This window comes from Bacteroidia bacterium (assembly GCA_033391075.1).
Classification (GTDB): Bacteria; Bacteroidota; Bacteroidia; order J057; family J057; genus JAWPMV01.
In genome coordinates this window covers 212,131-226,425 of the sequence record JAWPMV010000004.1, presented here as the reverse complement: position 1 = coordinate 226,425, position 14,295 = coordinate 212,131, and the positions used below count along the sequence as shown (strand labels likewise).

The following is a 14,295-nucleotide window of genomic DNA, read 5'->3' as shown; positions in this document are numbered from 1 at the left end:
ATAATTTCTGCTTTCTGCCTGCAGGAGACATGCATAGAAATTGCACCATTTGTATGCGCTTTTTTCTGATCTCCGATTAGCTTAAATAGCGTTCGACCAGCACCTTTGTATGGTGAATCTCATGCCCAATGAGTTTAAAACCTATTGCGCGAACAGAGATTTCGTAGCCACTTGCCATGCCTGAACGCAGGAGCATCTCCCTGTCAAGACTCTTGAAGAACTGAATATTCGACATTTTTAAAAAGCGGTACTCTTCGATCATATCCTTAACGGGACGTAAATGAACTTTAGCAGGCGACACATAATCATCTACTTCGAATCCCGGCAGATGGCTTTGGTCATTTCGTGCAAATCTTAGCGCCCGATAGGCAAAAATCCGTTCTGTATCGATCATGTGCTGTAAAACCTCCTGAACACTCCACTTATTGGGGGCATACCGATACGCCCATTTGTCTTCGGGAATCTTGGAGAAAAACTCTATGCAAAACAACATATGCTTTTGCATTAAGTCCAGGAGTTCTCCTTCCGGTACAAGCCCCAGGTAGTGGGCTGTATTCTCATCATACTCTTGCTTTTGTAGATCTGTAACTATCATATTTTTGATAAAATTGAGGTAAATCCTATTGAATTATAAATGAAAGCTATGGCTATACTTGAGGAAAATCGTTTGTGTGCTGCTCATGGCTAACCAGGGACTCCGGCGATCAGTCTGTTGATTGAGTCCCCCATTATAGACGAGATAGAAGTCATTGCCTTCTTTGGGATTGAAGCGGAGCCTCAAACTGGCCAGATAAGATTTGGAAACGTTATTATGTTGTAATTGGGCACTAAGGCTCAATTTGGTGCTAAAGGTGTACAGGAATTTTAGCCTACTCAATTGTACATGAATAGCTGCGGCTTCAGAGGGAAAATGGAGAAGATTGTATTCATAATTTCCTTCCAGAATCAAATCAGGGGTAATATTGACTGCCGGTGCAAACAGAATGGTACTCTTTTTACCATGATAAAAACCTCCGCTCGAAAGACTGGCAAAATAGGAGAAGCCTTGCGAACTCGGGCTACTAACTGAAGCATGGAGAGAATTGAATTGATATTTTCCACGTTCTAAAGCAATATCATGAGTCAGCGGCAATTCATATAGAAGTTCCTCTGCATCTGCCTGTAAGAGAAGATCGAAGCTATAGCCTGATTTACTCAGCACATTGTACCCCAGGTGAATAAATCTGGATTCCAAAATCCTGTTTTCATTTCCCCAGGTCAAATCAGCCAGGATGTAAGGCCCCGATTGCACAATCTTTGACTCCCTTGAGGGAAACATATTGTAGGAAAGATTTGCAGCCAGTTTCTGGAAATCATGTCGATGCTCAAATCCTATACCCGGGACAAACTCTTTTCCGGACCTACCATAATTGACATTATAGGTAAAGCCTTTTTGTGAGCGTTTGGCCACTTCTACATAAAACTTACTTGCATCTAAAGAGTTGAGCTTATTCTCTTGCCCATCCGTAAAACTTTGAGCCCATCTAAAGGAGAGAAAGTTTTGCGGAAGAAAGCGGATATTTGCATCAAGCCCATAGACAGAATTAAAATCCCCCTTAAAGTCGGCACGATTCGTATAGATTAAGCCAATGTTCGAATTTTCATTCCACACTCTTTTTCTGAGTCGAAATACTGTGAAATTCTCAGAACCAAGCTCCTCATGTGCCGCCGTTTGCATTGATAGAAAGCCGCTCTCCCAATTTCCAAATTTTCCTACGGCTCTTAAGCCTCCAAAAATCCTGGTCTGAGCCCCATTTACAATACCTATCCTCCGACTGTGAAATAATTTATCATAGCTTCCAAAATTGAAATCAAACAAACCTGCTCTTTCCTGGAAGAAGAGTCGTTTTTCTGGAAAGAATATATTTAACCTACTCAGATTTATCTGCTGATCATCTGCTTCTACTTGTGCAAAGTCAGTATTGAGCGAAACATCTAAAGTCGCATTACTACTCAAGGCAATTTTCGCATCCAGACCAACTTCCTTTTTTATAGCAGTCTGGGTATGGTAAGATTCAGGATTAGGAATATATTCTGTAGTCCGAGCCATTCCCCCCAAAATATAGGGCGTAATATGAATAGGATTTTTGGAGTTGATTGCTGAAAACTCAAACCTTTGAGTCAGAGAGGGGCGAAAGGAACTACCAGTAGACAAATCTCTGGGAGGAAAAATATCCGTTTCATCATTTCGGGCCAGGTATCGCCAGGTCGTAATGCCCATGATCACCTTACCTTCTTTTTCTTCAAAGGGGAGCGTCGTCCAGGGTATCCGCATTTCAGCAAACCATCCCTCTTCCGTTCGGGTCACAGCTGCATCCCAATAGGCATTCCAACTTAGATTGAAAGCACCCAATCCCTGTATATCATTTGCCAAAGCCATATCCAGTTTTGAAGCCGTAGGGGTTACAAAGAAAGCCAGTGCATTTTCTCTATCATTGTAAGAATCAATGAGCAAACCACACCATTCGCTATTTTCCGTAAAATCATCCCGTTTTTTACTGTTTGCCACAATTTTATCAACTTCTGAGTCAAACATCCTCCCGGATAGGTAGAGGTAATCTTCATCGTAAGCAAGACGAATTTCTGTTTTCTGTGTAGGAGGATCTCCGGCATTGGGCACCTTTTGGCTTAAAGGAATGATTTCTACATTTGCCCATTCCTGTTCCGTAACCTTGCCATCCAGAATTATCTGATGGTCAATTTTTTGAGCCTGTAGAATTTGATTTTGTGCGTAGACCGTTTGAGAAGTACAAAAAAGAAGAGCCAACATTTTGAAAAGAACCAGAGCCTGTGGGAGCCGCCCATAACGTTCATATACATTGCGATTTTGCTGGGCGTTTATATCCTTATCCGGGGAAAGTTTTGCCTGAGTTTGCCTATTGAGACTGAGCAGACGATAGGAGCTTTTCAGATAAGTAGTCGAAATAAATAGTACTCTGATCAGTTTCACTATCCGGCTAAAAATGCTATGCTTTGCCAGGGGCTTTTGGGTATCTGTTTGTGAAGTGTGATGAGTTTTCATTTTATCTGATTTAGAAGGTCCAAAACTCAAGACCGAATGGGGTTCTATTCCCTATTTTTCCAGTTCGGGGAAAGAAAATCTACCATCCAGTAGTGAAGTACAGAATAAAAGTATAGCTTAACTGGAGCAGTAGACTACTCCAGTTTTTATAAATCATGTAGACCAGTTATGCTTCCTTTTAAAACCATGCTTCATCTGGATCGTTCCTCCAGAACCCCTCTATACCTTCAATTGTCCAATGCATTGATCAAAAATATCCATGCAGGCATGATCCAAGCGGGTCATAAATTGCCGGGAAGCAGGAAAATGGCGGCATTATTAGCCATCAATCGGAGAACAGTGATTACGGCCTATGAAGAATTAGAATCACAAGGATGGTTGGAGATTAAACTAAATAGCGGTTGCTATGTCAGTTCTATTTTACCCCAGCTTCATCCCAGACAGTTTGCGGATGCAGACTATCCCATGCAGATTTCTCATACTCCTTTCGAATTTGAGGATCAGTTTTCCTATCTCTCTCATTTTGAACCGGACCCATTCAGGGCTGAACCTTTGGTAATTGATGCAGGTTATCCGGATATCCGGCTCGCACCGCTCGTATCGCTATCCAGTAATTTAAGCAGCTTGATGAAAGGGAAGCGGTCAAATCGACTCATGAATTACAGTACTGATTTTTGCGGGGACCTTAATTTAAGGACGCAGTTGGTTCAACATCTACAAGCTAGTCGAAGCATTCAGATAGATATAGATAACCTTATGATCACAAGAGGAAGTCTCATGGCATTTTTCAATATTTTTCAAATAATTTTGCAAACAGGGGATAAAGTTATCGTAGGAGTTCCGGGCTTCCAGGTAGCAAATAATATTATCCGAATCGCTGGCGGAGAGATTCTGGAAGTGCCTGTCGATGATTACGGGATAGATGTTGATGAGATTGAGCGGACTTGTCAACGAGAGAGAATCAAAGCTGTCTTTATCATGCCTCACCACCATAATCCAACAACCGTTTCTCTACGAGCGGATCGGCGGATGAAATTATTGACGCTTTCCCATCAATATGGATTTGCCATCATAGAGGATGATTATGACTATGACTTTCATTACAATAGTAGTCCAATCCTGCCTATGGCTAGTCTTGATAAAAGTGGGCATGTGATCTATGTGGGTTCTCTGAGCAAGACCATCGCTCCGGCTTTACGGATGGGTTTTATCGTTGCAAGCAAAGAATTGATTCGACATATCAGCCGGCTAAGTCGTTTTATAGATTGTCATGGAAATATCGTGATGGAACGGGCAATTTCTATGCTATTCGATGAGGGAGAGATCAAGCGTTATTTCAAAAAGGCGCTCAAAAAATACCACGAACGCAGAGATCATTTTTGCCAACTCCTTCGCAAAGAATTGGGAAGCGCTATCGAATTTGACGATCCGGAAGGAGGAATGGCAGCCTGGGTGAAATTTGATCCGGCTATTTCTTTGCCCGACTTGCGGAAAAAGTCTTTAACGAAAGGCCTGGTTATTTCTAAATCCGTTTTTCACGATGACAAAAACAATCATTTAAACGCCATTCGAATGGGATTTGCCTCTCTTAGCGAGGAAGAAGCAAGTAATGCCATTGGTATATTGAAAAAGGTACTCTGATAAAAAGGGAGACATATCCTTGAAAAAATCTTCCCTTGGATGGGGGAAGGAGCTTTCTCCCGATGTCTAATAGGTATATCACAATACTTCTACAGGAAAATTATGAATAGAAAAAAATTCTTACGCAAAGGAGCCTGGGGGCTTAGTTCTATTTTTGCAATACCTTCGGTCTTAACGGGTTGTGAAGAAGGAAATGTTGATCCTTCCTCCTGCAATGTTACCCCCAGCGAAATTGCCGGACCATTTCCTATAAAATCACCCGCAGATTGGGTGCGAGAAAATATCATAGGAGATCGCTCTGGAATACCTTTGATGATGACTTTTATCGTTCAGAATACCAATGACAATTGTGCACCACTGGCTGATGTCTTTGTTGATATCTGGCAATGTGATGCTCAGGGAAATTATTCTGAGTATGACGGACAGCTGGATGGGAATTTCACCAGTGATCACTTTCTCAGGGGAAGGCAAAAAACGAATGCAAATGGGACTGCCTCCTTCATTAGTATCTATCCAGGTTGGTATCCGGGCAGGGCTCCTCACCTCCATATTGAAATTCTGGATGGCAATGAGAATTCCCTTTTGGTCAGTCAGGTTGCCTTTCCGGAAGACATTTCGAATGAGGTATATGCAACTTCCGATTACAAAGGAGATTTCGACACTTCCAATAATCGTGACGGATCATTCAGGGATTCTTTGAGCCGCAATATTGTAGATACCATTGGGGGAAATGTTACCGATGGCTATACGATAAGTAAGATAATCAAAGTAGCGGGCTGAGGCCCTGGGAATCTGGCAGATCTAAATCACAATCGCCAGATTCCCTTTTTTTCTACCCAAATCCACATAGGCATGAGCATCTGCAATTTGTTCCAGGGGATAGCTTCGATCAATCACGGCTTTTATACTTTCCTTTTCCAATAACTCTTTTAGCAGTTCCAAATCTTTCAAGCGCAAATGTGGAGCGCGTAAACCAGTAGCTGCAATCCGCATTTTCTTTCGCCCAAAAATAGCTGTCCATAGTACCGGGCCAAATCCCGACAGGCTCATACCCGCTTCCAGAAAGATCCCTCCCTCTTTTAGCGAATCTTTGCATTTGGAGAAAGTTGTTTTGCCAACCGCATCGAATATGATGTCATAATTTCTGCCAAGCTGAGTAAAATCCTCTTTTTTATAATCCACTACCCTATCCGCACCGATCTCGACCATTAGTTTTACATTGGCAGTACTGCAAACAGCCGTAACCTTTGCTCCATAATATTTGGCTACCTGTACGGCTGCTGAACCTACACTTCCGGAAGCACCATAGATCAAAACTTCCTGTCCGGCTTTGATTTCGCCCTGATCTCGGAGGAAAGGCAAGGCTGTCAGAAAACCATCCACACTGGCAGCAGCTTCTGCATGGCTGAGATTTTCGGGTTTGAAAGTCAATACGCCTTCTTCGGCTACACAGAGATATTCAGCATTTGCGCCAAAGCCAGGACCTGCTGTACCAAATACTTCATCTCCGACTTTAAATTTTTTCACATCCTTTCCTACGGCTTCTACAACACCCGACAATTCTTCTCCTAATCGCTTGATTTTGGGTTTTTGGATTCCCGTGAAAAGTCGGGAAAAGTAGGGTTCTCCTTTTCTGAAGGTTGCTTCAGTTGCCGTAACGGATGTGGCGTGAATCCTAAGCAGGATTTCATTGTCCTGGGGTTCAGGTTTGGATACTTCTTTCAGCTTCATTACCTGGGGGCCTCCATAATTTTCGTATTCTACTGCTTTCATTTTCTCCATGTTTGTATTGTTAAATGATTGATGATACAAATATGAAGAACAGGCAGGAGAGAATCGTTCGGGATTATAAATCCGAACAAATTGAGATTCGGGACGCTATGCTTGCTGGAATTTTTGGAATTGGCGAGGCGTCATGCCCGTTTCCTTTTTGAAAAAGGTATTGAAGGTAGTTTTGGAATTAAAGCCACTTTCAAAAGCGAGGCCCATGATGGTTATCGCAGAATTTTTGGGATCTAAGAGGAGGGATTTGAAGGTCTCTACCCGATAATGATTGATAAAATCATTGAAGTTCTTGTCCAGATGCTCATTTAGGAGCCAGGACAATTGGTTGGGATGAATGCTTAGCTGTTCGGCAAGAGAACGAAGCGATAAATCAGGATCTAGATAAGGGCGATCCGTTTCAATATACTTCAACAGGAGCTCCGTAAAATGTTTCGCCTGACTTTCGTCCAATAAGGCTTTCTTTTGTTTCTCCTCAGGCAAAGATTCTCCTAGTTGATAAATCCTGGCTTTGTAGGCGGTATATCGAGGATCCGTCCGAAGATTTTCAACCAAAGGATCTCCATACCTGAGTAAGAGCATAGAAGCTTTTCCTTTCAAGGCATTTTCTACCCACTCAAAAGCCTTATCAAACTGCCCCGTATTGGCGTAATACATGAATAAATAGCCATCAGCGGTTTGCCCCACAACTTCCTTAGCCTTCGTTTTTAAAAGTTCCAGGTGTTCTTCTTCTTTCTGCTTATCTCCCTTCAAGGCATAAGCAAGCGTAAGTATCCCTGTTTTCTCCTGAATGACCACAATCTCTTGAGGTACCTGATCATAATAATTAATGATCTCATCAAATGCTTTCATTTTCAGGAGGGCCATGGTTTTGACAGCATGGGCCGGTATGTTCTTATCATTAGATTCCAAACAAATATTCAGGAGCTTCAGGGCTTCACCATAGTTTTCAAAGGTGTAATGATACAGAGCATTCCAAAAGTGATTTTCATCGGATAAAGGATTGATCCTATTAGCAATATCCAGATGTTCTCGGGCTTTTTCCTTTTCTCCCGAAACGATATAGAAATAGGCAATGATTTGCTGAGCCTCTGCATTATTGGGATTGAGAATGAGGGCTTGTTTCATGTTCATCAAAGCCTTCCGAAAATCGACCTCGATGAAAAAGGCCTCATTGCCTAACTGATAATACACATCTGACAATTGCCTATTTAATTTGAAGGCTTGCAGGGTGTAGGTATGTGATTTTTTCCAGGCTTCATTGAAAGGAAGAAAACCCGTCGTGCCCAGAAAACTATAACAATCCGCCATTCCTACATAGGACTGTGCATGCTGAGGATCTATCTCCAAAGCTTTTTCATACAGACTTATGGCTTTTTTTGAATCCTCTGGATTCCATTTATTTTGGTAGTATTTGGCTCTGAGGGAATATTCATAGGCAGTTATGCTCTGGGTTTGTCGGTCTACCAGTCTGTCCATGATTTCAAAGTGGCCGAAATGCTCCCGCAATTTATCTGCTATCAGCAAACTGATCTCATCCTGTATGTCGAAGATATTTTCCAGCTTTCGATCCCATGTTTCTGACCAAAAGTGATAATCCTCATCTGCCTGAATCAACTGAGCCGTGATACGGATGGCATCTCTATGAATTCGGACACTTCCTTCCAATATGGTAGAAACCTTGAGTTCCTTGGCAATCTGGCTGAGGGGAATTTGCTTGTTCTTAAAGTAAAAAGAAGAGGTACGAGAGGTAACTTTTAACTGCTCGATCTTAGCAAGGGCATTAATTATTTCCTCTGTAATTCCATCACTAAAGAACTCACTATCTTCCTGATTGCTCATATTCACAAAGGGCAAAACAGCAATACTTTTCATATCCTGTTTTCTCTTCCCCTTGCCTTTCAATTCTGCTATATCCGGTATGCGGATTCCCTCATTGCTCACTGCAAATATCTCAACCGTTTCAAGGATATTCTTTAGGCTAAATTCTCCTAAAGAAATGGTTGAAATATGTGCGTGATTCTTGAGTTCGTCATTAAGTTTATCAGACACAAGAATGGCCCCGGCTTCTCCCATACTCTCTATCCTTGAGGCAAAATTCACCCCATCTCCATAGACCTCTGTTTTGTCAAAAACGATGTCTCCCAAATGAATGCCAATCCGTATGGGTACCTCAAGTCCGGATTGAAGTTGAAGTTGTAAAGCAATTGCACATTCGACAGCCTCAACCGCACTTTTAAAAACACTCAGGCTTCCATCCCCATAATACTGAAGAATCTCTCCCTGATGACTTTGATGCTCTCTTTCAAAAACTGACCTGTGCTTTGCCCGTACTTTTGCTGCTTTATCCTCATCTGCCTGCATCAAGGCTGTATAGCCCACAATATCTGTGAACATCACCGCTGCCAACTGCCTTTTACTTCTTTCTAGCATTGTATCGATTAGGACGGAAAGATAAGTTTCTAAATACTGAGATAGAATAATCTTATCGCCTTTTTTCTGGTATTTGGAAGGCCGACTTTCAAAGCAATTAAAGTCCTCGTAACTTCCTTATATATGACACGCAAAGTTCCCGATCAGTTGGAAGAAATTAATCCCCTGCGATTAAAAAAAGCGAAACATGTTTGTTTGGCTGAATATCAACGTTCGGAGCCTTGTGAATCAACACCTACCTTTTTATCTGAGCATAGCCTGATTTTCCTGATAAAAGGAGCCAAACGGTTTTATTATCAAGGCGAAAAAATAAGTGTTAAACTCGACAAGGTTATCCTTTTGAAAAGAGGCTATTATCTCATGTGTGAGCGGGATATTTCGGATGAAGACTACGAAAGTCTGGCCTTGTATTGCAATGAAGCCTTTCTAGAGCCGATCTGGAAAAAATATCAAGCTCTCTTTTCTGAGAAGGAGAGAAGCTCAGTTCCCGATTCTTCTATCCCTTTGATCGAAACGCATCCCTCCTACCTGAAATTGAAAGAGCAATTGTTGACTTATTTCGATTATCGGGGCAATCATTTGGAAGAGCATCTGAGAAATAAAGTAGAAGCATTCATGCTGGAGTTGGCAGATCAAAAGCCCCAATCGGTCTTTTTCAGCTTCTTGCAAGGGATTTTCTCCACAAAGCAACAGCAGATTAGTGATGTTGTCTCAGCCAATCTCTTCAACCCCTTGCAAGTAGAAGATCTGGCAAAATTGTCAGGAATGAGTAGTTCTACTTTCAAACGAAAGTTTAAAGAACTCTATAATAGTCCCCCCAAACGCTGGATCAGACACAAGCGATTGGAACATGCGAAGGCTCTGCTGCAAAGCTCAGAGAAAACAGTGGCAGAGATTGCTTTTGCTTGCGGATTTGAAGATCCTTCTCATTTCATTCGACTCTATAAAAATCAATATGGCCTCACACCTAAGGCTTCTTTGAACCTTCCTTCCTATACTTTGGACTAAACAGCATATAGCCAGGGCATTTGCAGGCCTAATTTTGTCAGGATCATTTATATAATCCACCAACTATGACTGACAAAGAAGCAATTCAACAAGTATTAGCTAATTATGTAGAGGGAGGAACTGAGGGAAATAAAGCTCAATTAAGAAGTGCTTTTCATCCCCAAGCCAAAATCAAATTTCTCAAAGAGGATCGAGTGCAGGAAGTAAGTGTAGAAGAATTTCTTTCCTGGCCAGCGATCGGGAAAAAGCATGATCGAAAGGCCAGAAATATTTCCTTTCAATATCGGGGAGAAATAGGAAGTGCTCATATTGTGCTGGAATATGCTGACTTTCGTTTTGTCGATTTCTTTCATTTGCTTAAAGAGGAAGGCAAGTGGTATATCTCCAACAAAATCTTTTATCGGGAAGAAGAGGAAAAGAATGCCGCTGAGAAAGAAGCCTTAAAGCCCGTTTATCAGTATTTCGAAGGTACGGCTACAGCTGATATCGCAATGCTGAAATCGGGTTTTACAGAAGATTGTAAGATTTACTTTATCAATGAAGAAGGCGCCTATGATTTTCTGAATAAGGATCAGTTTCATCAGATCGTTCGGGAATCAGAGGAGAAATTTGGAGAAAGAATCAATCGACTCATATCTATTGATATCGTGGGAAATATGGCCCGCGCCCATAGTCGCTCAGATTTTGAAAGTTTCTATTTTGAAGACTACCTCAATCTGCTCAAGATTGGGAAGGAGTGGAAAATCGTAGCAAAATGTAGCATACGGAAACCTAAGTAGTTTTCAAGACTTGGAGAATGGCATCTCCAAATCGTTTTTCAGAGCCGGGAAAGTTTGCAACAAATAATTCCGGCTCCACCAATTCCAGTTCCATCAAATAGAAGTTCCCATCTCTGATAATTCCGTCAACCCGCGCATAGCAGATCGCTTCTTCGATTCCATTCAGAATTTCCTGCGCTTGCTCTATGGAATTGGGAGGAGCTTCGAGCAAATCGACCGTTCCTCCATAATCACTCTGGACCCGGAAGTCTCCTTTTTTTGCTCGCTTCAAGACGGCATGACTAAAGACTTTATTGAAAAAGACCAGCGACCATTCCCCCTCTGTCACTACTTCGGGTGAAAATTCCTGAAGGATAAGATCGCGCTCTGAAAGCAGGGAATCTAACTCTCCTTGCCTGGTTGCTGCATCTTCTCTCTTACAGGTCCAGGTTTTATATCCACTGGCAGAAATGACCGGCTTGATTACGGCTTTTTCCCACTTTTCTTTCTCCATATATGCTGCCAGGTCCCAATTGCTTCCTTTTTTCAGGATTCGAAGAGGAAGCTGATTCGTTTTATTTAGAAAATTCTGGAGGTATGATTTATTAGAATTCCAGCGAAGTACAGAGATCGGATTCTGAACCATACAATTATGTTGCTCCAGTTTATCCAGAAAAGCCATCCATTCTTCATAGCGTTTGTGATAGTCCCAAACCGATCGTACCAGATAAAGCTCGTAGGTCTCCAGCTTCAAATTGGGATCATCCCAAATTACAAGTTCTGTATGGAAACCATGAGACTCCAAATAATCCGCAACAAGCTTATCGCTGGGTGTCAGTTTGGGAAAATTGGAGGAAGTCAGAAAGGCAATGGATTTCAAGGCGTTTACTTATTAAATGGAGGAATGAAGAAACGTCCTTCCTTGCTTTTATCAAAATTTTTACTGCTTAAATACGAATGGCAATAGGGGAAAATGGAATGCCAACTGTCATGATGAAAAGCGGCAGCAGTTGCCGGCTCTTTTACGCAAACATGGAATCCTTGAATAATTAATATTGTGTATTTGGGTTTGGGGTTTTTATCAATCCCATCATCTATGTAAAGTGGGTATGGCCAGGACGGGCATATCCGCTTTTTTTATGACGAGCTGTCATCCCGAGCAAAGTCGAAGGACCTAAACAAGCTGCCAACAATCATCGATGCAAAATAAAATCTGCCATGTTTATGTAGAAATAACGTGAGGCCCTTAAGTTTTGGTCAGGGGGACAGATTGTTTAAGCCTCATCCCTCATCTTTATCCAGGCCCTTATGACAGCTTGAAGTGCCTCTTTTTTCTTTTCGATATCCTCCATGCCATGAAAACGGGCAACACGGGATTCTTTCCCATCGCCTTCCAGCAATCCATGTGGATCATCTATCGTAGCTCCTTTGTGAAACATCAGGCTTACCAACTTTTTCGCATTCATAAAAAAGGAAGCAATATTTCCTTTGTACATAAAGGTCGGGCTGCTCCATTTTATAGTTTCCTCAATCCGATCATCCGCAGCAAGTACGATCTCTCGCACCCGTTCAATTTCGGTAGTCAAGGGATGAGCTTTTTTGTCCAAATATTGATCTACTTCAGGATTCTTATTCATTGCATTATAAATTAGAGGAGGCGTATAAATAAGAAACGAATTCTCAGGCTAAATAGCTGCTAGTGAGCTTCTACCCACTCTCTGAATTTGGGACTCCGGCTATTGCTGGTATAAAGGACTTGCTGAGAAGCAAGGAGATTGATGGCCAGTCGATTTTTGGTATAAGGGCTGAAATGTTGAATCGAAGCAAAGGGAATAATTTCACTTCGATTGATGCGAAAAAAAGCTTTAGGATCAAGCAGCTCCTCCAATTTTTGCAAAGTATAATTCAGAATATGCTTTTTGCCTGCCCGATCAATAGCCAATACGAAATCCCCTTGCGATTGAAAGAAAAGTACCTCTTCCAGACGCAGGATAAATATGCCTTCTTTCTTTTTGACGGTAAAGGTTGATTTATGGCTATTTGACTTTTGGGATAATGTCGCTTTCAGCTGCTCTAAACTCTGCTGAAAGTCGGGCTTTCTTTCTTTTTGGGCGAAAAGCTGTTGGTATTTGTTCCAGCTTTCCTCAAACTGCTCCCGACTGTAGGGCTTTAAGAGATAGGCAATGCCATTTGTGCGAAAAGCATCCAGAAAATATTGATTGTAGGCGGTACAAAAAATGAGCGGGCAGTTTGGATGTATTTCTTCAAAAAGAGAAAACACATTTCCATCCAGCAATTCTATATCGGAATAAATAAGATCAAGTTCGGGATGTTCCTGAATAAATATACGCCCCTCCAGTATGCTTCTTTTCCATTCAAGCTTTGCGGTGGGAGCGAAACTGCGAATCATATCGATGAGCTTTTCACCTGCCCCCTGCTCATCCTCCAATACCAATATGTTCAATTGTTCAGCCATATACTTTTTTCAACAAGGGTAAGCGAACGAGAAAATGATCTCCATCCTCTACCAGGATATCTTTATCAGCCAGGAGTTTGTAGCGCGCCTGCAAATTTTTCAAACCCGTTCCATTGGAATCCGAAGCCTGAATTTTGGGTCGTTTCTCATGGGAAATGCTGATGCCGGATGTATCGGCTTTGATTTCGACCTGCAAGGGATCATCTGCTTGCGCCTGATTATGCTTGACTACATTTTCGACCAGGCCCTGAAGGGAAGTTGGAGGAATGAGGTAGGCTTTGAGATCCGACAACTCATTTACTTTGTCAAACACATAGAGTCGATTGAAACGCTTTTCCAGCAAATAGATATAGTCATCTACAAACTTCCATTCTTCTTCAAGACTCACCACATCCTGCTCCGTCTGTCCCAACCAATAGCGGTAAATATTGGCCAACTTGTGAAGGTAGGCTTTGGCCTCCTCCTTATCCCTTTCGATCAGGTCATCCAGGACATTGAGATTGTTAAAAAGAAAATGAGGATTGGTTTGCGCTTTGAGAACACTGAGTTCGAGGGCAATCTTCTCTTCTCTTAATTCCTGTATGGTTCGGGTATTGCTGATGCGGTCTTTGGTAAAGCGATAGGCCAGAGAAAAGACAAAGGCAAAAAACATCGAATTGGGCAGACCCAGGACCAGATTTTCACGACTAAGTATTTCAAAGAAAATGCTGGAGAAAAAAGAATCAGCTTTGGGAAAGCTCAAGGCAAACATACTTGCACGAAGCAATTCAACTCCTAAAAGCAGCAAGAAACTAATCAGAAAATATCGATACCATTTGGGTCCATTCAGAAAGCGGGGAACCAGCCAAAAGGCATTGAGGTAGAAAAAAACGGGAAATAGAAGGGCAGAAATGGGAGCGGGAGTATTAGGACGAAGGCTTCTGTCCAGCCAGTTTTCATTCCAGTCCACATTCAGGATGGATACAAAAAACAGCCAGAACATGAGATGCAGCAGGCTCTCTTTTCTAAAAAACAGGGATTTGATCTGGTTCAGGTGCATAGCTATGGTACCGCTCCCTATAGACACATCCAGCATGTGAAAGGAGGTAAAAGCTAGTCAAAAAATCCTGTTTTTCTGATTCTTTCCTTTATTCTGG

General features: G+C 41.9%; 12 protein-coding genes. 4 read left to right on the top strand and 8 right to left on the bottom strand.

The features are described from left to right. Positions 1 to 76 precede the first annotated feature (76 nt). On the bottom strand, positions 77 to 595 hold the full coding sequence (locus tag R8P61_35000) for a DinB family protein (GenBank protein ID MDW3652338.1): 519 nt from the start codon (positions 593 to 595) through the stop codon (positions 77 to 79). Between the two features lie 33 nt (positions 596 to 628). Continuing rightward, the gene (locus R8P61_34995) at positions 629 to 3,061 is read right to left on the bottom strand and encodes a DUF5916 domain-containing protein (protein MDW3652337.1); all 2,433 of its coding nucleotides are present in this window, start codon (positions 3,059 to 3,061) and stop codon (positions 629 to 631) included. Between the two features lie 168 nt (positions 3,062 to 3,229). Here R8P61_34995 and R8P61_34990 point away from each other — a divergent pair, with 168 nt between their 5' ends. Together R8P61_34990 and R8P61_34985 are read left to right on the top strand one after the other, a co-directional pair. Beyond that, on the top strand, positions 3,230 to 4,702 hold the full coding sequence (locus R8P61_34990) for a PLP-dependent aminotransferase family protein (protein MDW3652336.1): 1,473 nt from the start codon (positions 3,230 to 3,232) through the stop codon (positions 4,700 to 4,702). A gap of 102 nt (positions 4,703 to 4,804) precedes the next feature. Further along, on the top strand, positions 4,805 to 5,482 hold the full coding sequence (locus tag R8P61_34985) for an intradiol ring-cleavage dioxygenase (protein MDW3652335.1): 678 nt from the start codon (positions 4,805 to 4,807) through the stop codon (positions 5,480 to 5,482). A gap of 21 nt (positions 5,483 to 5,503) precedes the next feature. On the opposite strand, the gene R8P61_34980 is transcribed toward R8P61_34985, so the two are convergent. Next, the gene (locus tag R8P61_34980) at positions 5,504 to 6,475 is read right to left on the bottom strand and encodes an NAD(P)-dependent alcohol dehydrogenase (GenBank protein ID MDW3652334.1); all 972 of its coding nucleotides are present in this window, start codon (positions 6,473 to 6,475) and stop codon (positions 5,504 to 5,506) included. 105 nt (positions 6,476 to 6,580) lie between these two features. Further along, complete coding sequence (locus tag R8P61_34975) at positions 6,581 to 8,917, bottom strand: helix-turn-helix domain-containing protein (protein MDW3652333.1); 2,337 nt, start codon at positions 8,915 to 8,917, stop codon at positions 6,581 to 6,583. A gap of 123 nt (positions 8,918 to 9,040) precedes the next feature. Between R8P61_34975 and R8P61_34970 the strand changes: the two genes are divergently transcribed. Both R8P61_34970 and R8P61_34965 read left to right on the top strand, forming a co-directional pair. Then, positions 9,041 to 9,925, top strand: a complete 885-nt coding sequence (locus R8P61_34970; GenBank protein MDW3652332.1) for an AraC family transcriptional regulator — start codon at positions 9,041 to 9,043, stop codon at positions 9,923 to 9,925. 65 nt (positions 9,926 to 9,990) lie between these two features. Then, entirely contained in the window at positions 9,991 to 10,704 is a 714-nt protein-coding gene (locus R8P61_34965; protein ID MDW3652331.1) for a nuclear transport factor 2 family protein, read from the top strand. On the opposite strand, the gene R8P61_34960 is transcribed toward R8P61_34965, so the two are convergent. From R8P61_34960 to R8P61_34945, 4 genes are all read right to left on the bottom strand, one after another. Next, on the bottom strand, positions 10,697 to 11,563 hold the full coding sequence (locus tag R8P61_34960) for a hypothetical protein (GenBank protein ID MDW3652330.1): 867 nt from the start codon (positions 11,561 to 11,563) through the stop codon (positions 10,697 to 10,699). The genes R8P61_34965 and R8P61_34960 overlap by 8 nt on opposite strands. Positions 11,564 to 11,957: 394 nt before the next feature. Continuing rightward, positions 11,958 to 12,320 carry a DUF1801 domain-containing protein gene (locus R8P61_34955; GenBank protein MDW3652329.1) on the bottom strand — a complete coding sequence of 121 codons (363 nt, stop codon included), beginning with the start codon at positions 12,318 to 12,320 and terminating at the stop codon, positions 11,958 to 11,960. A gap of 59 nt (positions 12,321 to 12,379) precedes the next feature. Continuing rightward, positions 12,380 to 13,159 (bottom strand): LytTR family DNA-binding domain-containing protein, encoded by a 780-nt coding sequence (locus tag R8P61_34950; protein MDW3652328.1) that lies wholly within the window; start codon positions 13,157 to 13,159, stop codon positions 12,380 to 12,382. After that, positions 13,152 to 14,234 (bottom strand): histidine kinase, encoded by a 1,083-nt coding sequence (locus tag R8P61_34945; GenBank protein ID MDW3652327.1) that lies wholly within the window; start codon positions 14,232 to 14,234, stop codon positions 13,152 to 13,154. Before R8P61_34945 ends, R8P61_34950 begins: the two co-directional genes overlap by 8 nt. Positions 14,235 to 14,295 lie beyond the last annotated feature (61 nt).